The 20,517-nt window shown below is 72.6% G+C and carries 22 protein-coding genes and 1 riboswitch; of the genes, 18 read left to right on the top strand and 4 right to left on the bottom strand.

All coding sequences use genetic code 11. The annotated features are described in order from the left end of the window. Positions 1-11: 11 nt before the first annotated feature. Positions 12-151, bottom strand: a riboswitch (cobalamin riboswitch). Between the two features lie 304 nt (positions 152-455). Both OHB56_RS10335 and OHB56_RS10330 read right to left on the bottom strand, forming a co-directional pair. Continuing rightward, entirely contained in the window at positions 456-677 is a 222-nt protein-coding gene (locus tag OHB56_RS10335) for a hypothetical protein (RefSeq protein WP_326751980.1), read from the bottom strand. A 68-nt stretch (positions 678-745) separates the two neighbouring features. Continuing rightward, on the bottom strand, positions 746-2,014 hold the full coding sequence (locus OHB56_RS10330; RefSeq protein WP_326751979.1) for an inorganic phosphate transporter: 1,269 nt from the start codon (positions 2,012-2,014) through the stop codon (positions 746-748). 197 nt (positions 2,015-2,211) lie between these two features. On the opposite strand from OHB56_RS10330, the gene OHB56_RS10325 reads away from it, so the two are divergent. From OHB56_RS10325 to OHB56_RS10315, 3 genes are all read left to right on the top strand, one after another. Beyond that, positions 2,212-2,961 (top strand): class II aldolase/adducin family protein, encoded by a 750-nt coding sequence (locus OHB56_RS10325; RefSeq protein WP_406352802.1) that lies wholly within the window; start codon positions 2,212-2,214, stop codon positions 2,959-2,961. A gap of 256 nt (positions 2,962-3,217) precedes the next feature. Next, positions 3,218-4,357, top strand: coding sequence for an alpha/beta fold hydrolase (locus OHB56_RS10320; protein WP_326751977.1), 1,140 nt, complete (start codon positions 3,218-3,220; stop codon positions 4,355-4,357). A gap of 335 nt (positions 4,358-4,692) precedes the next feature. Beyond that, positions 4,693-6,144: a hypothetical protein gene (locus OHB56_RS10315; RefSeq protein ID WP_406352800.1), complete on the top strand. Its 1,452-nt coding sequence runs from the start codon at positions 4,693-4,695 to the stop codon at positions 6,142-6,144. Between the two features lie 155 nt (positions 6,145-6,299). Here OHB56_RS10315 and OHB56_RS10310 read toward each other — a convergent pair whose 3' ends face one another. Further along, the gene (locus OHB56_RS10310) at positions 6,300-6,713 is read right to left on the bottom strand and encodes a VOC family protein (protein ID WP_326751975.1); all 414 of its coding nucleotides are present in this window, start codon (positions 6,711-6,713) and stop codon (positions 6,300-6,302) included. A gap of 253 nt (positions 6,714-6,966) precedes the next feature. On the opposite strand from OHB56_RS10310, the gene OHB56_RS10305 reads away from it, so the two are divergent. From OHB56_RS10305 to OHB56_RS10295, 3 genes are all read left to right on the top strand, one after another. Then, positions 6,967-8,565 (top strand): ABC-F family ATP-binding cassette domain-containing protein, encoded by a 1,599-nt coding sequence (locus OHB56_RS10305; protein WP_406352798.1) that lies wholly within the window; start codon positions 6,967-6,969, stop codon positions 8,563-8,565. Positions 8,566-8,928: 363 nt separating this feature from the next. Continuing rightward, positions 8,929-9,150, top strand: a complete 222-nt coding sequence (locus OHB56_RS10300) for a helix-turn-helix domain-containing protein (protein ID WP_018567695.1) — start codon at positions 8,929-8,931, stop codon at positions 9,148-9,150. A gap of 146 nt (positions 9,151-9,296) precedes the next feature. Further along, positions 9,297-10,100 carry an enoyl-CoA hydratase/isomerase family protein gene (locus tag OHB56_RS10295; protein ID WP_326751973.1) on the top strand — a complete coding sequence of 268 codons (804 nt, stop codon included), beginning with the start codon at positions 9,297-9,299 and terminating at the stop codon, positions 10,098-10,100. 25 nt (positions 10,101-10,125) lie between these two features. Here the strand turns inward: OHB56_RS10295 and OHB56_RS10290 are convergent, their stop codons facing one another. Further along, on the bottom strand, positions 10,126-10,938 hold the full coding sequence (locus OHB56_RS10290; protein WP_406352796.1) for a nucleopolyhedrovirus P10 family protein: 813 nt from the start codon (positions 10,936-10,938) through the stop codon (positions 10,126-10,128). A gap of 88 nt (positions 10,939-11,026) precedes the next feature. On the opposite strand from OHB56_RS10290, the gene OHB56_RS10285 reads away from it, so the two are divergent. The 12 genes from OHB56_RS10285 to OHB56_RS10230 all read left to right on the top strand — a co-directional run bounded on the left by OHB56_RS10285 (position 11,027) and on the right by OHB56_RS10230 (position 20,490). Beyond that, a complete protein-coding gene (locus tag OHB56_RS10285; protein WP_055594854.1) occupies positions 11,027-11,521 on the top strand; it encodes an Asp23/Gls24 family envelope stress response protein in 495 nt (164 codons plus the stop codon). 69 nt (positions 11,522-11,590) lie between these two features. Beyond that, on the top strand, positions 11,591-11,776 hold the full coding sequence (locus OHB56_RS10280) for a hypothetical protein (protein ID WP_055573450.1): 186 nt from the start codon (positions 11,591-11,593) through the stop codon (positions 11,774-11,776). A 14-nt stretch (positions 11,777-11,790) separates the two neighbouring features. Then, complete coding sequence (locus OHB56_RS10275; RefSeq protein WP_406352794.1) at positions 11,791-12,165, top strand: Asp23/Gls24 family envelope stress response protein; 375 nt, start codon at positions 11,791-11,793, stop codon at positions 12,163-12,165. Next, entirely contained in the window at positions 12,162-12,794 is a 633-nt protein-coding gene (locus OHB56_RS10270) for a DUF6286 domain-containing protein (RefSeq protein WP_406352792.1), read from the top strand. The genes OHB56_RS10275 and OHB56_RS10270 overlap by 4 nt, the downstream gene beginning before the upstream one ends. Beyond that, on the top strand, positions 12,791-13,378 hold the full coding sequence (gene amaP / locus OHB56_RS10265; protein WP_406352791.1) for an alkaline shock response membrane anchor protein AmaP: 588 nt from the start codon (positions 12,791-12,793) through the stop codon (positions 13,376-13,378). Before OHB56_RS10270 ends, amaP begins: the two co-directional genes overlap by 4 nt. A gap of 326 nt (positions 13,379-13,704) precedes the next feature. Further along, positions 13,705-14,625, top strand: coding sequence for a ribokinase (locus OHB56_RS10260; protein ID WP_326751966.1), 921 nt, complete (start codon positions 13,705-13,707; stop codon positions 14,623-14,625). Beyond that, on the top strand, positions 14,622-15,626 hold the full coding sequence (locus tag OHB56_RS10255) for an ABC transporter permease (protein WP_406352789.1): 1,005 nt from the start codon (positions 14,622-14,624) through the stop codon (positions 15,624-15,626). The genes OHB56_RS10260 and OHB56_RS10255 overlap by 4 nt, the downstream gene beginning before the upstream one ends. 189 nt (positions 15,627-15,815) lie before the next feature. Continuing rightward, positions 15,816-16,835 (top strand): substrate-binding domain-containing protein, encoded by a 1,020-nt coding sequence (locus OHB56_RS10250; protein ID WP_055596615.1) that lies wholly within the window; start codon positions 15,816-15,818, stop codon positions 16,833-16,835. After that, positions 16,832-18,352, top strand: coding sequence for a sugar ABC transporter ATP-binding protein (locus OHB56_RS10245; RefSeq protein ID WP_326751965.1), 1,521 nt, complete (start codon positions 16,832-16,834; stop codon positions 18,350-18,352). The genes OHB56_RS10250 and OHB56_RS10245 overlap by 4 nt, the downstream gene beginning before the upstream one ends. 33 nt (positions 18,353-18,385) lie before the next feature. Next, complete coding sequence (gene rbsD / locus OHB56_RS10240) at positions 18,386-18,841, top strand: D-ribose pyranase (RefSeq protein WP_055596617.1); 456 nt, start codon at positions 18,386-18,388, stop codon at positions 18,839-18,841. Between the two features lie 76 nt (positions 18,842-18,917). Beyond that, entirely contained in the window at positions 18,918-19,634 is a 717-nt protein-coding gene (gene deoC, locus OHB56_RS10235; RefSeq protein ID WP_406352786.1) for a deoxyribose-phosphate aldolase, read from the top strand. Positions 19,635-19,728: 94 nt separating this feature from the next. Next, complete coding sequence (locus OHB56_RS10230) at positions 19,729-20,490, top strand: GntR family transcriptional regulator (RefSeq protein WP_055596624.1); 762 nt, start codon at positions 19,729-19,731, stop codon at positions 20,488-20,490. The last annotated feature ends 27 nt before the right edge of the window (positions 20,491-20,517 follow it).

Raw genomic sequence — 20,517 nt, 5'->3', positions numbered from 1 at the left:
CCACGCCCTGGTTCGACGAGACCGGCGGTGGGAGTTCCTGGCTTCCGGGGTCGTTCACCCCGGTGACAGTGGCGGGACCGCGCCGGATTCGCACCGGCTTCCTCTCCTGCCGCCGTAATGGCTCCGGAAGTCCACCACGGTCCGGAAGAACCGTCAACTTGCCTTTGACCTGCGAGGCTGAAGTGTGCTGAGGCCCACAGAGGGGTTTCGGAGGGTGAACCGCGGGCCGGGGATCCCGCGGCGTGACGGGCGGTGCGGGAACGGCCGGCAGGCGGTCCGGGAGCGGTCGACGGATGGTCCGGGAACCGCGGAACGGGCGGTACGGAGGCAAGGCGCCCCGCACCGCCCGCCGGACGGACGACATGACCCCGACCGGGACGCCGGCCCGGGTCCTGCCCCGTGATCAGGCGCCGTCAGGTGAATCGGACAGCTCTCGGACAGCCCTCGGGCAGTCGTCAGGCCATGATCAGATAGATCCCGTACGCCACCGCCGCCGCGCAGGCCGCGAAGCAGGTGTAGGCGCCGGTGACCGCCAGGACCGCGGACTGGCCCTGGGCGGCGGCCCGCTCACGGCGGGACAGGCCGGTGATGCCCAGGGTGAACAGGGCCACCAGGGCCACGGTGACCACGAGGCTGACGCCGAAGACGGAACCGAGGGCCGCCCAGTCGATCTTCATGGTGCTCTTCTCCTACGTGTCTTCCTGCGTGTCTTCCTGCGGGGCCTTCTGCGCGTCTCCCCGCGGGGTCAGACCGTGGTCCTGGCCGGAGGGGTCGCCGGGTCGGCGGGAGCCGGGATGGTGGCCGAGAGCTCCTCGGTCACGGGGCCCGCCGGAGGGGGGGCCACCGCGGCCATGGCTGCGGTCACGACGCCGCTCTGCTCCTCGCCGGGGGCGTCGGTGCCGGTGGTGTCGTCGGTGTCGTTGACGTTGGTGTGGTCGACGACCTCGCGCCGGGAGATCTTCCAGATCGCCGCACTGGAGGTGATCAGGAAGACCGCGACGAGAGCGGTGCCCCAGCTGCCGAAGCCGCAGACCCACTCGGCGATCGCCGCGACGATGGCCGCCGCCGGCAGCGTCAGACCCCAGGCGACGAACATCCGGGTGGCCGTCGACCAGCGGACCACGCCGCCCTTGCGGCCCAGGCCCGCACCCATCACGGAACCGGAGACGGAGTGCGTGGTGGACAGGGAGAAGCCGAGGTGGGAGGAGGCCAGGATGACCGTCGCGGCGCTGGTCTGGGCGACGAAGCCCTGCTGCGGCTGGAGGTCGGTCAGGCCCTTGCCCATGGTGCGGATGATGCGCCAGCCGCCGAGGTAGGTGCCGAGCGCGATGGCGATGCCCGCGGAGACGATGACCCACATCGGCGGGTCGGAGTCCGGGGCGAGAGTGCCGCCGGCGACCAGGGCCAGGGTGATGATGCCCATCGTCTTCTGGGCGTCGTTGGTGCCGTGGGCCAGGGAGACCAGACCGGCGGAGGCGATCTGTCCGGCCCGGTACCCCTTCTCGGAGGCCTTGCTGCCGGCAGCCTTGCGGTTCATGCGGTAGGTCAGCCGGGTCGCGAACATCGCGGCCAGGCCGGCGACCAGCGGCGCGGCGATCGCGGGGATCAGCACCTTGGTGACCAGGACGTCGCCGTGCACCGCGCCGAAGCCCGCCGAGGCGACGGTGGCGCCGATCAGGCCGCCCATCAGGGCGTGCGAGGAGCTGGACGGCAGACCGACCAGCCAGGTCAGGAGGTTCCAGAGGATCGCGCCGACCAGTGCGGCGAAGATGACCTCGGGACGGATGCCGGCCTCGTCGACGAGGCCCTTGGAGATCGTGTTGGCGACCTCCACGGAGAGGAAGGCGCCCACCAGGTTGAGCACGGCGGACATCGCCACCGCAACCTTGGGCTTGAGGGCACCGGTCGAAATGGTCGTCGCCATCGCGTTCGCGGTGTCGTGGAAACCGTTCGTGAAATCAAACGCAAGTGCGGTTACCACCACAATCGCGAGGATCAGCGAGAAGCTTTCCATTTACCCAGGCAATCGTTCGAAGTCATTGGCGCGTTGAACGTAGGTAACTTGGGTGAACGGAAGATGAACTGGGATGGGCGTCAGGATGACCGTGATGAAGCCGACTGCTCCACAGGAGGCCGAGGTTGGTCGCGGACGGGCGTGGGAGCCGACGGGACACGGTTGAGGAGAGTTCGGTCACCCGGCAGGATCGCGGCATGACCGAGCGACGGAGGGACCGGCGGGCCGCGGAGGACGAAGCACGTGCCGAGGACCGCCCGCAGCGCGTAGGAGAACGGCGGAAGCCGCAGGACAGGGCCGTGAGCGGCGAGGAGGCGCACGCCTGGGCCACCCTCGTCGGGGCGGCCCGCCGGACCGTCTCCGACGGGCTCGTCGTCGGGACCTCCGGCAACGTCTCGGTGAGGGTCGGGGAGACCGTGCTGGTCACACCGTCGGGAGTGCCCTACGACCGGCTGACGCCGGACGACGTCACCGGCGTCGACCTCACCGGCCGGCAGGTCCTCGGGACCCTGGCCCCCACCAGCGAGCTGCCCCTGCATCTCGCGGTGTACCGCACGACCGGCGCCCGCGCGGTGGTGCACACGCACGCCGTGCACGCGACGGCCGTCTCCACACTCGTCGACGAACTCCCACTGATCCACTACATGGCCGCCGCGCTCGGCGGACCCGTCCGGGTGGCTCCCTACGCGACGTACGGCACCGACGAATTGGCCGAGAACATGCTGCGCGCCCTCGAGGACCGCACCGGCTGCCTCCTCCAGAACCACGGCACCGTCACCCACGGCACGACCCTCGACCAGGCCTACGACAGCACCGCCCAACTGGAGTGGATGTGCAGGCTCTGGCTGACCGCCTCGTCCGTCCCCGGCCGCTCCCCGAACCTCCTGTCGGCCGGCCACCTGGCGGAGGTCGCCGACCGCCTGCGGAGCTACGGACAGCGCGGCTGACCCGCCCGCCCGGCCGGTGGGCAGGGCGGAGCCCGGAGCGGCCGGCGCCGGAGGAGTGGTGGCGTCCTCCGGCGCGGTCGGGTGACGACGCGCCGGGCGCGGCACCCATCGACCGGTCGACACCGCGTGACCCGGCGACCGGGCATTCCGGTCTCCCGGCGCCCCGGCGGCCCACGACCCCCGGGCATCCCGTCGGCTCGGGCTCCTGCCCGTCGCTGGGGTGGCCGGGCGGCCGGGCGGCCGGGACACTGGGTGGGTGCGTACTGTCAGAGCGACGGCCGCTGCCGTCACCGCCGTGATAGGGGCCTCCGTCGCCACGGTGGCGGTCGGCCGGCTCGCCAGCGACGCCGCCCTCAAGGCGCCGCCGGGCAGACCCCTGCCCACCGAGCCCCGGCTCACCGTGCACGGCACCGCCGCAGGCCAGGTCACCCTCACCCGGCACCTCGCCACACTGCGGCCCGGCCGCTACGGCCTCTCCGGCGACGGCACCCACGCGGTCGTCGGGCCCGTCCTGGAAGGCGTTCCGGAGTCTGCCGACACCGTCGTACGCCGCCTGGAACGCGTCGTACGGGGCACCCTGGAGCCCGGCGACCGGGTCTGGCTCACCCCGAACCTCCACGTCGGCGACCCGGGGACCGCCCTGGGCCTGGACCACACCGACGTCGAGGTCCCCGGCGAACTCGGTCCCCTCCCCGCCTGGTTCGTCCCGGACGTCCGGGACACCTGGGTGCTCGCGGTGCACGGTCTCGGCGCCACCCGGGAACAGGCCATGAACCTCATGGAGTTCCTGCACCGCCACCACTTCCCGGTGCTCGCCCTCGCCTACCGGGGCGACCAGGGCGCACCGCGCTCGCCCGACGGCCTCAACCACCTGGGCGAGACCGAGTGGCGCGACCTCGACGCGGCGATCCGGTACGCGGTGGACGCCGGTGCCCGGCAGGTCGTCCTGCTCGGCTGGTCCACCGGAGCGACCATGGCGCTGCGCGCCGCCGCCCGTTCCACCCTGCGCGACCACGTCGCCGGGCTGGTCCTCGACTCCCCGGTGCTCAGCTGGGAAGCGACGCTGCGCGCCCTCGCCGCCGCCCGCCGCACCCCCGGAGCGCTGCTGCCGCTGGCCGTCCGCGCCGCCCAGGGCCGCACCGGCCGCCACGGCGACCCCCACGGAGGCCGTCGCCCCGGCACCCCGGGGCCGGAGCGCGTCGGCATCCCCGCCCTGATCGTCCACGGCCCCGGCGACACCGTGGCCCCCTGGCAGTTCTCCCGCCGCCTGGCCGCCGCCCAGCCCAACACGGTCACCCTGCACACGGTCGCGGACGCGCCGCACGGCGCCATGTGGAACGCCGACCCGCACACCTACGAAGAGGCGCTGCGCCGCTTCCTCACCCCTTTCATGTGATCGCCTCGGCCCGACCTGGTCTGTTTCATGTGACCGACCCGACCCGACCCGGCTCACCGCGCCTGGCCCGCCGTGCCCGGCCCCTCAGGCCTGCCACGCCGTCCCGCCCCGCTCCGCCCTGACCCGGCGCGCCGGGTCGGGGCGGCCCGCGCCCGCCGGTCCCGCGGGCCGTCGCCGGGGATTCCGTTCCGCGGCGTGTTCCCGGCGTGTCCTCTTCCTTCTCCCGGCCCGTTTCCTTCCGCCGACTGCCCCGCGACCCCGTGCATTGGCCCTCCCCTTCGCCGCCCGTGGCATTCCGTTTGGGTTTTCGGACCGTCAACCGCGAGACTGCACCCGTGACGTCCCGTATCCCGCGCGACTCCAGGCTTCGACTTGTCCGCCCGCGACCCCTGGCCGCCGCCCCCAGGGCGATGAACCAGCAGCGCTCGCGTCGCCCTGCGCCACGCCCGCCGGAAGGCACACCGGCCCCCGCGGAGCTGGCCCGAATGGCGCGCTCCGGTCTGGCCGGCGCGGCCCGCGTCGCCCGCTGGGCCGACGCCGCACTGGGCCCCGGCCGGGGCAGCGCCACCGCCGCCGGCCGGGCCATCCTCTCCGACGCGACCGTCGAATGGGCGGCCGAGGACCTGGGCCTGACTCCGGCTCAGGTCCGCGCCGACTGGGACACGGCCCGGCTCGCCGGCCTGATCGAGGTGCACGGCGACACCGCCCGCCCCGGCTGGCGGCTGCGCGCCTGGGACCGTGACGACAGTGCCGTCCTGCGGGGCTGGGTCGCCCTGTTCGACGCCTGGTCGCTCGCCCACCCGGAACCCGAGGACCACGGGCCCGCCGCCGTGGGCGAGGTCGTCTCGGCCATGCCGCAGGTCCTCTCCTTCCTCCAGCTGTCGGCCGGCCCGGTCCCCGTGCCGCAGCTCCTCGACCTCCTGCAGCAGCGGGTCACCGAACTGCGTACGGAGCGCTGCGAGGTCGACTACGGGCCCCGCCCCTCCGGCACCGCCCACCCCGAGCCCGAGCCCGGACCGGCCGTGCCCGCGCCCACCCCCGCCCTCGCCGGGCCGGGTGCCGACGACGTCCCGCTCGCCCCGCTCCTCGACTGGGCCCTGCGCGCCCTCGCCGCCGTGGGCGCCCTCACCTGTGGCGAGGGACAGGCCACCCTCACCCCCCTCGGCAGCTGGGCGGTCTGGGTCAAGCTGGAGCAGATCTGCGTCGCCGCCCAGAGCCCCGCCGGGAACATCGAGCAGGGGGCCGAGGACATGCTCCGCGGCTGCGCCCAACTGCGCCCCAACGCGGCCCGCGCCGAGTACCGCGCCTGGCTCGCCGCCCGCCCGGTGGGCAGCGCCGTCACCGAACTGCTCGACGCCGCCCGTGGCGAGGACGCCCTGCTGCGCGGTCTCGCCTTCGAGGCGCTGCGGGTCGTCGGCGCCCCCGCCGAACCCGAGGTCCGCGCCGTGTGCGACGAGCCGACGCTGCGGCCCTACGCCCTGCTGTGGCTCGCCGAGCACAAGGGTGCCGACCCCGAGGACGCCCACGAGGTCCTCACCCGGGCGGAGGCCACCTGGCTGTGGGTGGACACCGCCGCCGCGGTCGCCGATCACGGGGAGGCTCCGCTGCTGGTGCGGCATCTGGAGTCCGCGGTCCAGCCCACCGTCCCCGCCCTGCTGAACGAGGTGCGCGCCGTCGGACACCCGCGGACCGTCCAGGTCCTGGTCGCCCTGGCCGCCGCCCACCCCGACCCGGCCTTGGCCAAAGCCGTCCGCCGGGCTGCCTTCCAGGTGCACACCGGAGGCTGACACCGGCCCCCGCACGAACCGCCCGCGCCTCGCAGGACCCGGCACGGCCCGAACGACCCCCGCAGGACCGCCCGCGCGGCCCTGCGGGGGCCGGTCCCCGCCGCTCCCGGCCCCTCAGCGCGGCGCTTCCCGGCGCGGCCCTTCCCGCTCCCCGTTCACGCCCCGGTCTCGGGCGCGTACGTGCCGAAGCTCCAGATGTTGCCCTCGATGTCGCGGGCCATGTAGTCCCGCGAGCCGTAGTCCTGGTCCGTCGGGGGCATCACGATCTCCGCGCCCTGCTCCGCCGCCCGCCGGTGATGCGCGTCCACGTCGTCCACGACGACGTAGACCCCGACCGGACCCGAGCCCTCCATCGCCTTGTCGAACGCGCTGCCGGTGCCCTTGGAGCCCAGCATCACCGCGCCGTTGCCCTGTACCAGCTCGGCGTGGGCCACCTTGCCGCCCCCGTCCTCGTACACCGACAGCTCGGTGAACCCGAAGGCCTCGGTCAGCTGCCGGATCGCCGCCTTCGCGTCCGCGTACAGCAGGGTCGGAAAGATGCTCGGACGCCCGCCGCCCGTACCTGCCATGGACATCACCCCTTGTGTCCTGCAACCGGACAATCTCCGGAAGATCGCCAGAAATTCGACCTGCCGCTCAGTCTGGCACCCGCCACCGACAACACCGCCTGGTCCGGGCGAGCGTCCGGCACCGCACACCCGCGCGCCGGAAAAGAGGTTGCGCGGCCCCGTTAGAATGGCTCCCATGGCCATTCTCCTCGCGCATTAGACGGCGGGAACGCCCTCAGCCGCCCACCGCCACCCAAAGCCCTGGAGCCTGTCCGTGATCTCCGCCTCCGGCATCGAGCTGCGCGCCGGTGCCCGTGTCCTCATCGAGAGTGCCACCTTCCGCATCGCCAAGGGCGACCGCATCGGCCTGGTCGGCCGCAACGGCGCCGGCAAGACCACCCTCACCAAGGTCCTCGCCGGCCAGGGCGTCCCCGACGCCGGCAACGTCACCCGCTCCGGCGAGGTCGGCTATCTGCCCCAGGACCCCCGCACCGGCGACCTCGACGTGCTCGCCCGCGACCGTGTCCTCTCCGCCCGCGGCCTGGACAACCTGATCCGCAAGATGAGCGAGAACGAGCAGCGCATCGCGAACGGCTCGGGCGCCACCCGGGAGAAGGCGCTGAGGCAGTACGAGCGCCAGGAGACCGAGTTCCTCACCAAGGGCGGGTACGCGGCCGAGGCCGAGGCCGCCACCATCGCCGCCGCGCTGAACCTGCCCGACCGGGTGCTCGGCCAGCCGCTGCACACGCTCTCCGGCGGTCAGCGCCGCCGTATCGAGCTGGCCCGCATCCTGTTCTCCGACGCGGACACCCTCCTGCTCGACGAGCCGACCAACCACCTCGACGCCGACTCGATCGTCTGGCTGCGCGACTACCTCAAGACCTACCGCGGCGGCTTCATCGTCATCTCCCACGACGTCGACCTGGTCGAGACGGTCGTCAACAAGGTGTTCTACCTGGACGCCAACCGCTCCACGATCGACATCTACAACATGGGCTGGAAGCTCTACCAGCAGCAGCGCGAGGCCGACGAGAAGCGCCGCAAGCGCGAGCGGCAGAACGCCGAGAAGAAGGCCGCCACCCTCAACGCCCAGGCCGACAAGATGCGCGCCAAGGCCACCAAGACCGTCGCCGCGCAGAACATGGCCCGCCGCGCGGAGCGCCTGCTGTCCGGCCTCGAAGGCGTCCGCCAGGCCGACAAGGTCGCCAAGCTGCGCTTCCCCGACCCGTCCCCCTGCGGCAGGACCCCGCTGACCGCCGAGGGCCTGTCGAAGTCGTACGGCTCGCTCGAGATCTTCACCGACGTCGACCTGGCCATCGACAAGGGCTCCCGCGTCGTCATCCTCGGACTCAACGGCGCCGGCAAGACCACCCTGCTGCGCCTCCTCGGCGGAGTGGAACAGCCCGACACCGGCATGGTCGTACCCGGCCACGGGCTCAAGATCGGGTACTACGCCCAGGAGCACGAGACCCTCGACCGGGACCGCACGGTGCTGGAGAACATGCGCTCCGCCGCGCCCGACATGGACCTCGTCGAGGTCCGCAAGGTGCTCGGCTCGTTCCTGTTCTCCGGTGACGACGTCGACAAGCCCGCCGGTGTCCTCTCCGGCGGCGAGAAGACCCGGCTCGCGCTCGCGACCCTCGTGGTCTCCTCGGCGAACGTGCTCCTGCTCGACGAGCCCACCAACAACCTCGACCCGGCCAGCCGCGAGGAGATCCTCGGCGCGCTGCGCACCTACAAGGGCGCCGTGGTGCTGGTCACGCACGACGAGGGCGCCGTCGAGGCGTTGCAGCCGGAGCGGATCATCCTGCTGCCGGACGGCATCGAGGACCTGTGGGGCGCCGACTACGCGGACCTCGTCGCCCTCGCCTGAGCGGCACCCGGGCCGCCGACCCTGCCGGTCGCGGGCCTGATCCACCGCGTATGGATCATTCGGCCCATCGGTGATCCCTCATTCGTGTGAGATCTCCTCGTACCCAGGTGTGTCCTGCACCGATTTCGCGGCCGAGCCCCCGAGCGCCCGGGGCTCGGCCGCCACGTCTTTCTGACCTGGTATTTCACGGCGGAGCGCGTCCGTCGGTGTGGTCGGCACCTCGTGGAATCAGTCATTCCATATGTGGGGATGCACTCCTGTCGTCACAACCTTGTCGCACGGACCTTGCCGAATGGGTGGCCATCGGGCCCAAGAGGGGTGATCATGAGGAGACCAGAGCGCACTTCCCATGAGGAGGCACGGGTGGCCGAGACTCTGAAGAAGGGCAGCCGGGTGACCGGCGCCGCGCGCGACAAGCTCGCGGCAGACCTGAAGAAGAAATACGACGCCGGTGCGAGCATCCGGGCATTGGCCGAGGAGACCGGCCGCTCGTATGGCTTCGTGCACCGCATGCTCAGCGAATCGGGCGTCACGCTCCGAGGGCGTGGCGGGGCGACCCGGGGCAAGAAGGCCGCTTCGGCCTGATCCCCGGGCGCCCGCGATCCGAGGTGGCCACCCGGCCGGCCGACAGGCCGGGCGGGTGGTTACTGTGCAGTCACTTAGCTGTGCCGCAGGGCGGGCCCGGTCCCGTCTACGGCACGGAGGACGACCGCACCCATCGGAGGCGCCCCATGGCTTCGCCCGCCCAGGACCTCGGTCCCGTACTCGACCAGGACGGCGTACGGCTCACCGTCGACGACGCGATCGCCACGGTGACGCTGACCAACCCGGCCAAGCGCAACGCGCAGAGCCCCGCTCTGTGGCGTGCGCTGACCGAGGCGGGCCGGCTGCTGCCGGGCTCCGTGCGGGTCGTGGTGCTCCGCGGTGAGGGCAAGTCCTTCTCCGCCGGCCTCGACCGGCAGATGCTCACCCCCGAGGGAATCGAGGGCGATCCGTCGTTCGTCGAGATGGCGCGCGGCAGCGAGGCCGACCTCGACGCGACCATCGCCACCTACCAGGAGGCGTTCACCTGGTGGCGGCGCAGCGACATCGTGTCCGTCGCGGCCGTGCAGGGGCATGCCATCGGGGCCGGTTTCCAGCTGGCCCTCGCCTGCGACCTGCGGGTCGTCGCCGACGATGTCCAGTTCGCCATGCGCGAGACCGGCCTGGGCCTCGTCCCGGACCTGACCGGCACGCACCCGCTGGTCGGACTCGTCGGGTACGCCCGCGCGCTGGAGATCTGTGCGACCGGCCGGTACGTCACGGCCGAGGAGGCCGTGAGCACCGGACTCGCCAACATCGCCGTGCCCGGCGAGGAACTGGACGGAGCGGTGCGGGACCTCGCGGCGGCGCTGCTCGCCGCGCCCCGGGACGCGGTGATCGAGACGAAGGCGCTGCTGAGCGGGGCCGCGGAGCGTACGTACGAGGAGCAGCGGGCCGCCGAGCGCGCGGCCCAGGGCCGCCGGCTGCGGGACCTGGCCGGTCTCGGTGAATGAGCGGCCGGTGACGCGCTGAGGAGCGTCAGTCGACCGCTGTGACCAGGACCGCCACCGTCGGACGGTCCGGCAGGGCGGCCGACACCGCCGCGCGGACCGACCGGGCCACGTCCAGGGCCCGGTGGTCCGCCCCGACGGCGAGGTCCACGCGCACGTGACGGCCGGGCAGGGTGACACCGTCGGGCGCCTGCGGCGACGGTGCGAGGTGTACCGCCCGGCCGAGCGCACCCGTCAGCCGGGACACCCCCGGTACGGCGAGCGCCGCGGCGGCGACCCGGTCCTCGTCGGACCGACCACCGGACTCCGGTGCCCCGGTCGGAGTACCGCCCCGGCCCTCGGTCGGAGTACCGCCCCGGCCCTCGAACGGAGCATCGGCCGGCCCGTCCACCGCGCTGCCCGGCGGCCCGCTCTCCGCCGCCGGGCCCGCCGTCCCGGCCTCCGCGTCCAGCAGCTCCGCCACCTCCAGGTCCACCTCCGCCACCACCAGCCCGATCCGCTCCGCCGCGGCCCGCGACAACACCGCCCGCAGCCGGTCCGCCGTCACCGGCAGAGGCTCCGCCGCCGGGGCCGCGAACCGGGCCGCCACCCGCAGCGAGCCCGGTGGCAGGGCACTGGGCGGAGCGGGCACCACCGGCTCACCGGCCTCCTCCGGAGCGGCGAGCGCGATCCGCAGACCGTCCAGGCGCAGGCCCGGCTCGGCCCGCGCCACCGCACGTCGCAGGACCGCCCCGGCGGCCCGCTCGAAGATCCACGCGCCGTCGCGCGGTCCGCCCAGGGGCAGAAGCCTGCCCAGTCCCAATTGCTGCCGCACTGTCCGAGTCCACCGGTCCGCCGTCATTCCTCCAGCCTGCCGTATCCCTGGCGCGCAACCACGCATCGGCGCATACGGTGGTCCCGTAGACGACGATCGGAAGGGACGTACGGCGATGAGCGACATCACGGACGGCGGCTCGACGCGGGCCGCCGACCTCGAGAAGACCGGGCCGGACACCTCCGTGCGCAGGGGACCGGGCACCCGGCGAGGCGGAGGCGACCCCGCCACGCGCGGCCGCACCACGATCGCCGACGGCGTCGTGGAGAAGATCGCGGGCATGGCGGCGCGGGACGTCCTCGGCGTGCACGCCATGGGCAGCGGCCTGTCCCGGACCTTCGGGGCCGTGCGCGACCGGGTGCCGGGCGGGACGAAATCGGTGGCCCGGGGTGTGAAGGCCGAGGTCGGCGAGGTGCAGACCGCGCTCGACCTGGAGATCGTCGTCGACTACGGCGTGTCCATCGGCGACGTCACCAGAGCCGTACGGGAGAACGTCATCGCGGCGGTCGAGCGGATGACCAGCCTCGAGGTGGTCGAGGTCAACATCGCGGTGAGCGACGTGAAGCTGCCGGACGAGGAGGACGAGGAGCCGGAGAGCCGCCTCCAGTGAGAAACCGGGCGGTGAACGGGGCCCGGGACCACGAGGACGGCGAACCGCTGAGCAACTGAGGAGCGCACCATGAGCATGGCCGTGGTCGGCATGATCGCCGGCATGGCGCTGGGCTTCGCCGGATACTTCGGCGGATTCGGAGCCTTCCTACTGGTGGCGGCCCTGGGGGCCGTCGGTTTCGTCGTCGGGCGGTTCCTCGAGGGGGACCTGGAGTTCGGCGACTTCTTCCGTCCCCGTAACGAACGGCGGCGGTGACACCGGTGGGACCGGTGAGCACGGCGGAGGGTGAGGTCGACGGTGCCGCGGGCCCCGTGCCGCCGCGCGAGCGCGGTGCGACCCGGATCGCCGACCGGGTGGTCGCGAAGATCGCCTCCCAGGCGGCCCGCGAGGCGGTCGGACCGCTGCCCCGGGACGCCGAGCCGCCGCACGCCACGGTCGTCGTCCACCACGACGACACCGCGCGGGTCCGCGTCCACGTCGAACTCGGCTACCCCGGCGACATCGGCGGCCGGTGCGGCCAGGTGCGCCGCCAGGTGATCGAACGGGTGTCCGGGCTGACGGGCATGCAGGTACCGGAGGTCGCCGTCCAGGTGGAACGGCTGCACCCGGCGGTGCTCGAAGAGACCCGCAGGAGGACCCGATGAGCGGATCCGGGCCCGGCGAAGTCGCCACGGGCACCGTCCTGGAGAAGACACGGCCGCCCGCGCCGGACGACGACGCCGTGGGCAGCGGTGCCCGGCGTTTCTGGTCGACGCGCAGGATCTCCGGCGGCCTGCTCGCGCTGCTGCTCCTGGTGGTGGCGGCGGCGTTCCTGTACGACATCGCCGCGGTGCGTGCCGACCGGCCCGCGATGAGCTGGCGCCGGGAGCTGGCCGACCAGCTCGCCGAGCGGCCCCTGGACGACGCCTGGGTGCTGCTGGGCGCCGGCGTCGCCACCGCCCTCGGACTCTGGCTGCTCCTGCTGGCCCTCACCCCCGGGCTGCGGTCCCTGCTCCCGATGCGCCGCGTCCACCCCGACGTACGCGCCGGTCTCGACCGCGACGCGGCGGCGATGGTGCTGCGGGACCGGGCCATGGAGGTCGCCGGGGTGCGGTCGGTACGCGTACGGGTGACCCGCAGGCGGGCCGACGTCCGCGCGGTCTCGCATTTCCGTGAACTGGACGACGTACGGGCCGACCTGCGCGAGGTGCTCGCCGACGTGGTCGGGCGCATGGCGCTGTCCCGGCCGCCGGCACTGGCGGTACGGGTGCGGCGTCCCGGCCGGAAGGGGTGAGAGCGGTGATCAGGATCGTCAACCGCGTCCTGCTCGGGATCGTGGGCCTGCTGCTGGTGGCCCTCGGCGGGTCCGTCCTGGCCATCGGCCTGGGGGCGCCCGCGCCCTCCTGGTGGCTGCACGGCGGACGGAACGACGTCCTGCTGGACGAGACCGAGCGGACCCGGTGGCGGGACGAGGGCTGGTGGTGGCCGGTCGTGATCGCCGCGCTCGCCGTCCTCGTCCTGCTCCTCCTGTGGTGGCTGGTCGCGGTGCTGCGCAGGCGACGGCTCGCCGAGGTCTTCGTCGACACGGGTGACGGTGACGAAGCGGTGCTGCGCGGCCAGGCGCTGGAGACCGCCCTCGCCCAGGAGGCGGGCCGGCTGGACGGCGTCGAACAGGCCCGTGTACGGCTGACCGGCCGCCGCGGCGTCCCGCACACCCGTGTCCACCTCCTCCTGGAACCCCACGTCGACCCCGGCACCGCGCTGGACACCCTCACCACCGGAGCCCTGGCCCACGCCCGCGAGTCGGCGGGCCTCGCCACCCTCCCGTCCGAGGTCCGCCTCCGCGCGGTCAAACACCACGCGGAACGGGTCAGTTGAGCGCCCCGGCGCATTCACCGGTTCTCTGCGAAGACGCGCGGGCACTCCGAGGGCATCCCGCTCCCGCCGGCGTGTCCGCGAGCGGGGAAGGTCGGTCGACGACCTCTCTCCAGGTGCACTGACCCCTCCCCGGGTGTGCTGACCCCTCCCCGGGTGCACCGGAGTTCACCTGGGCCCGCGGTGTACACCAGGGCTGCCCCGGACGGCTCCGTCGGCCTCCCGATGTTGGCTCAAAAGACGCTTTCTCTTGGCCATTGACTATAGACATCACTGTACATACGCTCACCCTCATGTTCACGGTTGTCCCTATGCAATGAGGTGGGCGCATGGTCAAGGTGGCGGTTGTCGGAAGCTATGGGGCCGGGCTGACCATGCGGTTGCCCAGGTCTCCTGACGCAGGCGAGACCGTCTCGGGCGGGGTGTTCTCACCGGGTCCCGGGGGCAAGGGAAGCAATCAGGCCATCGGTGCCGCCAGGCTCGGCGCACAGGTCTCCCTGCTGACCGCCGTCGGTGACGACGACTTCGGGCGGGCCGCTCGCGCACTGTGGCGCGAGGAAGGCGTCGCGGCGGATCACGTCCTGACGGCCGGCGCCCCGACGATGGTCGGCTTCATCCTGGTCGAACCGTCCGGGGAGAACCGCATCAGCATCGCCCCCGGCGCCCTGGACGAACTGGACGCGGCCGCCGTGGAGTCGTTCCACGCCGAGATCGCCGCCGCCGACATCCTCGTGGTCTCCATGGAGATCCCCGAGGCGGCCGTCGCCGCGGCGCTGCGCGCGGGCCGTCGAGCGGGAACCACGACACTGCTCAACCCGGCCCCCGCCCGCCCGCTGCCCGACGACCTCTGGCCGCTGATCGACGTGATCACTCCCAACCAGACCGAGGCCCCCGTGCTCCTCGGACTCCAGGAGGGGCACGGACTGGACGACGGGGAACTGACACGCCGTCTGTGCGCGCTCACCGGCGGCGCCGCGGTCCTGACCCGGGGCGGAGAGGGAGCACTCGTCGCACAGGCGGGCGCCACGACGCGGATTCCGCCGCACCCGGCCGAGTCCGTCGTCGACACCACCGGAGCGGGCGACTCCTTCACCGCCGCGCTCGCCGTGTCCCTCGCCGAGGGACGCCCCCTCACCGAGGCGGCGCACATCGCCGGGGTGGCCGGCGCCCACACCGTGACCATCGCCGGGGTCGTTCCCGCACTGCCGACCCGAGACCAGCTGGATGACCTGATGGGAACCGAACGATGACCACGACCACCGCGCCCGCGCAGCGGGAGTTCGCACTTCCACTGCGCAGAATGCTGCACGCCCGGGAGTCCGGTGTCTTCGCGGCGCTCGTCCTGCTCTTCGTGCTGGGCAGCATCCTCTCGCCGAGCTTCGCGCAGTCCGACAACCTGCTCTCGGTCGGTCAGCAGGTGTCCCAGATCGGCATCATGGCCATCGGCGTGACCTTCGTGATCCTCAACGGAGAGATCGACCTCTCCGTCGGCTCCACCTACGCCCTGTCGGCGATCTCGACCGGCATCCTGATCTCGGACGGCTGGAGCTGGGGCCTGGCGGCGTTCGTCGGACTCGCCGTCGGCGCGGTGGCCGGCCTGCTCAACGGCCTGGCGGTGGTCGTGCTCGGCGTGCCGTCGTTCATCGTCACCCTCGGCACGCTCAGCGTGTTCCGCGGCGTCGCCCTGCTCATCTCCGACGGCGCCCCGATCTCCCTCAGCTCCTCGCAGGCGGGCGTCGCGGACTTCAACCTGCTGGGGCAGGGCCTCCTGTTCGGCGTCATCCCGATGCAGTTCGTGTTCTTCGCCGTCATCGCCGTGATCGGCGCGGTGCTGCTGTCCCGTTCCCGCTTCGGCTTCAACACCTACGCCGTCGGCGGCAACCAGGAAGCCGCCCGGCTCGTCGGCGTCAACGTCAAGCGGGTCAAGCTGACCGCGTTCGTCCTCTCCGGATTCACCGCCGGACTCGCGGGCGTCCTCGGCCTGTCCTTCCTGTCCTACGTCCAGGGCGTCACGGGCCAGGGCATGGAACTCACCGTGATCTCCGCGGTCATCATCGGCGGCGCCGCGCTGTTCGGCGGCTCCGGCACCATCTGGGGCACCGTCATCGGCGTCGCCTTCATCGGCCTGCTCCAGAACATCCTCAACGTCAAGGGGATCTCCTCCTTCTGGCAGACCGTCGTGACCGGCCTGGTCATCGTCGCCGCGGTCGCCGCCGACACCTGGCAACGCCGGCGCAAGTCCCGCGCCTGACCGCCGCCCTCCTCCCTCCCCGTCCAAGCCCCTCCCCGACCACCTCGTCCGGCCGCACACGCCCCGAACCGCCGGCCGCACACGCCCCGAACCGCCGGCCGCACACGCCCCGCACGGCCGGCCGCACGGCCGCCGCAGAGTGCCCCCGGGCCGCCGCCCCAGCGACACCCCGTGACAAAGGAGTCTCCCGTGTCCTCTCGTCTCCCCCTCAGAAGCCTCATCGCCGTGGCCACCGCCACCACCGTCCTCGGCCTCACCGCCTGCGGAGCCGTCACCTCCGCCGACAGCGCGGGTTCCGACGACGGGTTCAAGCTCGCCGCCCACGTCCAGCAGCGCATCGACGACGGCAAGCCGCTGCGGATCAAGCTCAGCTACCACGACCCGTCCCTGGCCTTCGCCACGCCCATCGGCGCGGGCATGAAGAAGGCGGGCAAGGAACTCGGCGTCGAGGCGAGCCTGATCGGGCCCACCGGCGGCGACGCGGCCAAGCAGGTCTCCGAGATCCAGACGCTGCTGCAGCAGAAGGCCGTCGACGGCCTCGCCGTCTCCTCCGCGTCCAGCGACGCCCTCAAGCCCGTCATAGCCCAGGCGTACAAGGCCGGTGTCCCCGTCGTCTCCTTCAACACCGACAACCCGGACTCGGAGCAGATGGGCTTCGTCGGCCAGGACCTCAAGGCTTCGGGCAAGGCGCAGGCCGAGCGGCTCCGCGAGGAACTCGGCGCCGACGCCAAGGGCAAGGTCGTCGTCTTCTCGGTGGACACCGGAGCCGGCTGGTCCCACGACCGGTTCAGCGGATTCGAACAGGGCATGTCCGGAAGCGGCCTGGAGATCGTCGGCCCGGTCAACGTCGGGAACGAGCCCAGCGCCGCGTACAACACCGTCGAGTCCACGATGTCCGGGCAGTCCGGCGTCGTCGCGGTCGCGGGTCTCGACTGCTGCTCCACGACCGCCGCCGCCAAGTGGGTGGCGGGCGCGAAGAAGAAGGACGCCGTCACCGTCGGCGGGTTCGACCTGCTGCCCCAGACCGCCGAGTACCTCGAGAGCGGGGTGGTCGACTTCACGATCAGCCAGAACCCGACCGAGCAGGGCTACCAGGCCGTCAAGGTGCTCCACGACTTCCTCGACGAGGGCACGGAGATCAGCGGCGTGAACACCGGGGCCCAGTTCGTCACCCGGGACAACCTCGGTGAAGCGACGGTGGAGAAGTGACCGCCGCGCCCCAGGCCGCCACGGCCGTCGAGATACGCGGACTGTCCCGCAGCTTCGGCCCGGTGCGCGCCCTGTCCGACGTCTCCTTCGACGTCCCCGCCGGCGAGGTCACCGCGCTGCTCGGAGAGAACGGCGCGGGGAAGTCCACCCTGCTCAAGATCCTCGCCGGGCTCCAGCCGCCCAGCGAGGGCACCGTCACCGTCTTCGGGGAGCAGGTGACCTCCTTCGACCCCAGCACCATGCTGGACCGGCACGGTGTCGCGATCGTTCCCCAGGAGCTCTCGCTGCTGCCCGACCGCAGCGTCGCCGAGAACGTCCTGAGCGGTATGGAACCGGGAAACCGCTGGTTCCCCTCCCGCGGCCGGATGGCGGAACGCACCGCCGAGATCCTGGCCCGCCTGGACCTGGCCCTGGACCCCGCCACGCCCGTCGGGTCGCTGGACCTGGCCACCCAGCAGCTCGTCGTGGTGGCCCGGTCCGTCGCCCGGGGCTGCCGGGTCCTGATCCTGGACGAGCCGACCGCGATGCTCACCCCCGCCGAGGCGGAGCGGCTGTTCACCCTGATGGACGGCCTCAAGGCGGACGGCACCACCCTGCTCTACGTCTCCCACCGCATGCCGGAGGTCTTCCGGCTGGCCGACCGCATCGAGGTGCTGCGCGACGGTTCCCACGTCGCCTCCTGGCGGAACTCCGAGACCACCCCCGACCAGGCGGTCGCCGCCATGGTCGGCCGCCGCCTCGGCCACTTCGAACGGCGCCCCGACCACCGGCCCGACCCCGGCGCCGCGCCCGCCCTGCGCCTGGCCGGGCTGACCGGCCGTCGGCACCGGGACGTGTCCCTGGAGATCCGGCCCGGCGAGATCCTCGGAGTGGCCGGACTGCCGGACTCCGGGCGGGTGGAACTGCTGCACAACGTCTTCGGCGGCGACCGCGGCACCGGCGGCGAGGTGGAACTCCTGGGCGAGCCCTACCAGCGGCGCAACCCCGTCGCCAGCGTCGGCCGCCGCCTGGCGTTCGTCCCCGGAGAGCGCCGCGCCCAGGGCCTGCTGACGACCATGAGCGTCGGTGACAACGTCAGCGCGCTGACCACCGAGCGGCTCAGCCGGTTCGGACTGCTCCGCCGCCGGGCCCTCAACCGGCAGGCCACCGAACAGGCACAGCGCATGCGGGTCAAGACCGCCACGATGGAGCAGCCCATCACCAGCCTGTCCGGCGGCAACCAGCAGAAGGTGGTCCTCGGCCGCTGGCTGGCGATCGACCCGGCCGTGCTGATCCTCGACGAACCCACCCGCGGGGTGGACGTCGGAGCGAAGGCGGAGATCTACGAGCAGCTGTTCGAGCTGGCGGAGAAGGGCCTCGCGATCCTCTGCTCCTCCTCGGACCTGCCCGAACTGCTCACCCTGACCGACCGGATCGTCGTGATGAGCGAAGGCCGCGTCGCCGGCATCGTGCCGTCGGCCGAGGCGACCGAGGAATCGATCATGACCCTGGCGACCGGAGCGGCGCCGGCTGCCTGAGCATCAACTTCCTCACCACAGAAGGGAACGACCATGAAACGACACGGCATCCTCAACGCCGAACTGAGCGGGGCCCTGGCCACCCTCGGCCACACCGACCTGCTACTGGTCGTCGACGCGGGCTTCCCCGTCCCCCGGGACGCCCACCGCGTCGACCTGGCGATCGCGGAGAACCTTCCGGACCTGCGGACCGTGCTCGGGCTGATCGCCGACGAACTCGTCGTCGAGGGCGTGGTGCGGGCCGAGGACGTCCCCACCCGTCACCCCCGGCTCGACGCATGGCTGCGCGAGAGGTTCTCCGGCGCCGAGTTCACCACCCGGCCGCACACCGAGGTGCTCGGCGAACTGGCCCGCCAGGCCAAGGTCGTCGTCCGCACCGGCGCCTTCGAACCCTGGGGCAACATCGGCCTGTTCTGCGGTGTCGACGCGCCCCGCTGGTTCGACAAGGAGGACGTCGTCGTCCCTCCGGAGTACGCCTCCAAGCTCTGATCCCCCGGGATCCGACGTCGTGGGCGCCGGACCGTTCCGCCGCCCGCACCACCCCCACCTCTCAGGGAGACAACCCGTGTCCGACACCGTGACGACCCCCGCCGCCGAGCTGACGCTCAGCCCGGCCGAGCTGGCCCCCTACATCCAGCACACCCGTATCGAGCCCGACGCCACCCGCGACGACATGGTCGCCCACGCGCAGGAGGCCGTCACCTACGGCTTCAACGCCGCGATGGTTCCCGCCTCCTGGCTCCCCGTCGTGGTCGCCGAACTGCGCGGCACCGGGATCGAGGTCGCCTCCGCCCTGGACTTCCCCACGGTGGGCGTCATGACCAGCGCGGGCAAGGCGGCCGAGGCGGCCGAGATAGCCCGGCTCGGCGCCACCCAGCTCGACATCGGCGTGCAGGTCGGCTGGCTCAAGAGCGGCAAGTACGATGAGTTCCGCGAGGACATCGCGGGTGTGGTCCGCGCCTTCGGAGGCCCCGTCAAGGTCATGCTGGAGCTGCCGCTGCTCAGCGCGCAGGAGAAGGAGGCCGCCGTCGAACTGGCCATGGAAGCCGGCGTCGCCTACCTCAAGAACGCCAGCAGCGGGCAGATCGAGACGGCCGGGCCGGAAAGCGTCCGCTACCTTGTCGACCGGGCCCGTGACGGTGTCCGGGTGAAGGCGTCGGGCTCCATCAAGTCCTACCGCCAGTCCCTGGAACTCCTGCGTGCCGGCGCCTCGTTGCTCGGTACGAGTGCCGGCAGGGCGATCGTCACCGACACCGGCGACGATCACACCGTCAGCTACTGACCAGCCGCCGGGCGGCTGTGACCGACCGGCTGCCGTGCTCCGGCCTCCTCCGGCCGGGGCACGGCGCATCCACCTGGAGAGGAGACGCGTGACCGTGACGGCCGACGAAGGAGGTCTTCCGGGCATCCGGCGCAACGTCCCCACCGCGATCCACGTGCAGATCTCGGAACACATCCGCCTGCGCATCGCGAGCGGTCAGTGGCCGGCGCACTACCGGCTCAAGAGCGAGCCCGAACTGGCCCAGGAGTTCGGCGTCAGCCGCGGCACGGTGCACCGCGCCCTGACGACCCTCATCGAGGAAGGGCTGCTGCGGCAGGTCCGCGGACGCGGCACGTTCGTCACGTCCACGGTCATCGAACCGTCGATCGCCCAGAAGCTGAGCACCCTCTCGGAGGACTTCGCCAGCCAGGGCGTCGTCGCCACCACCGAAGTGCGGGAGTGTTCCCTGATCACCCCGCCCCGGCCCGTCGCCGCCCTGCTCGACCTGACCTCCCCCGACGCCCAGGTACTGCGCCTGGTGCGGGTGCGCACCATCCCCGAGGGCCCGGTCGCGCTCCTGTTCAACTTCGTGCGGGCCGACCTCGCGCCCGGCATCGAGCGGGCGGACTTCACGTCCTCGAGCCTCTTCGGCGAGCTGGAGGGCACGTTCGGTCTCCGGATCGCCACCGCCCGTCGCACGTTCAGCGCCGAGGCGGCCACCGAGGAGACCGCCCGCGCCCTGGCCGTGGAACAGGGCAGCCCGGTGCAGTACCTCCAGCAGGTCACCTATCTGGACGACGGGCGGCCGGTGGAGTACTCCGACGTGTGGATCCACAGCGGCCGGCTGCGCGTGACCTCGCTCCTGCTGCGCCGCTGACGGGGCCGTTCCGCGCGGCCCCGCCTC

Origin of the sequence: Streptomyces sp. NBC_01635 (genome assembly GCF_045209715.1) — a bacterium.
In the GTDB taxonomy this organism is placed as follows: Bacteria; Actinomycetota; Actinomycetes; order Streptomycetales; family Streptomycetaceae; genus Streptomyces; species Streptomyces hirsutus.
The sequence above is the reverse complement of the archived record's forward strand: the minus strand, read 5'-3'. Positions and strand labels throughout refer to the sequence as shown.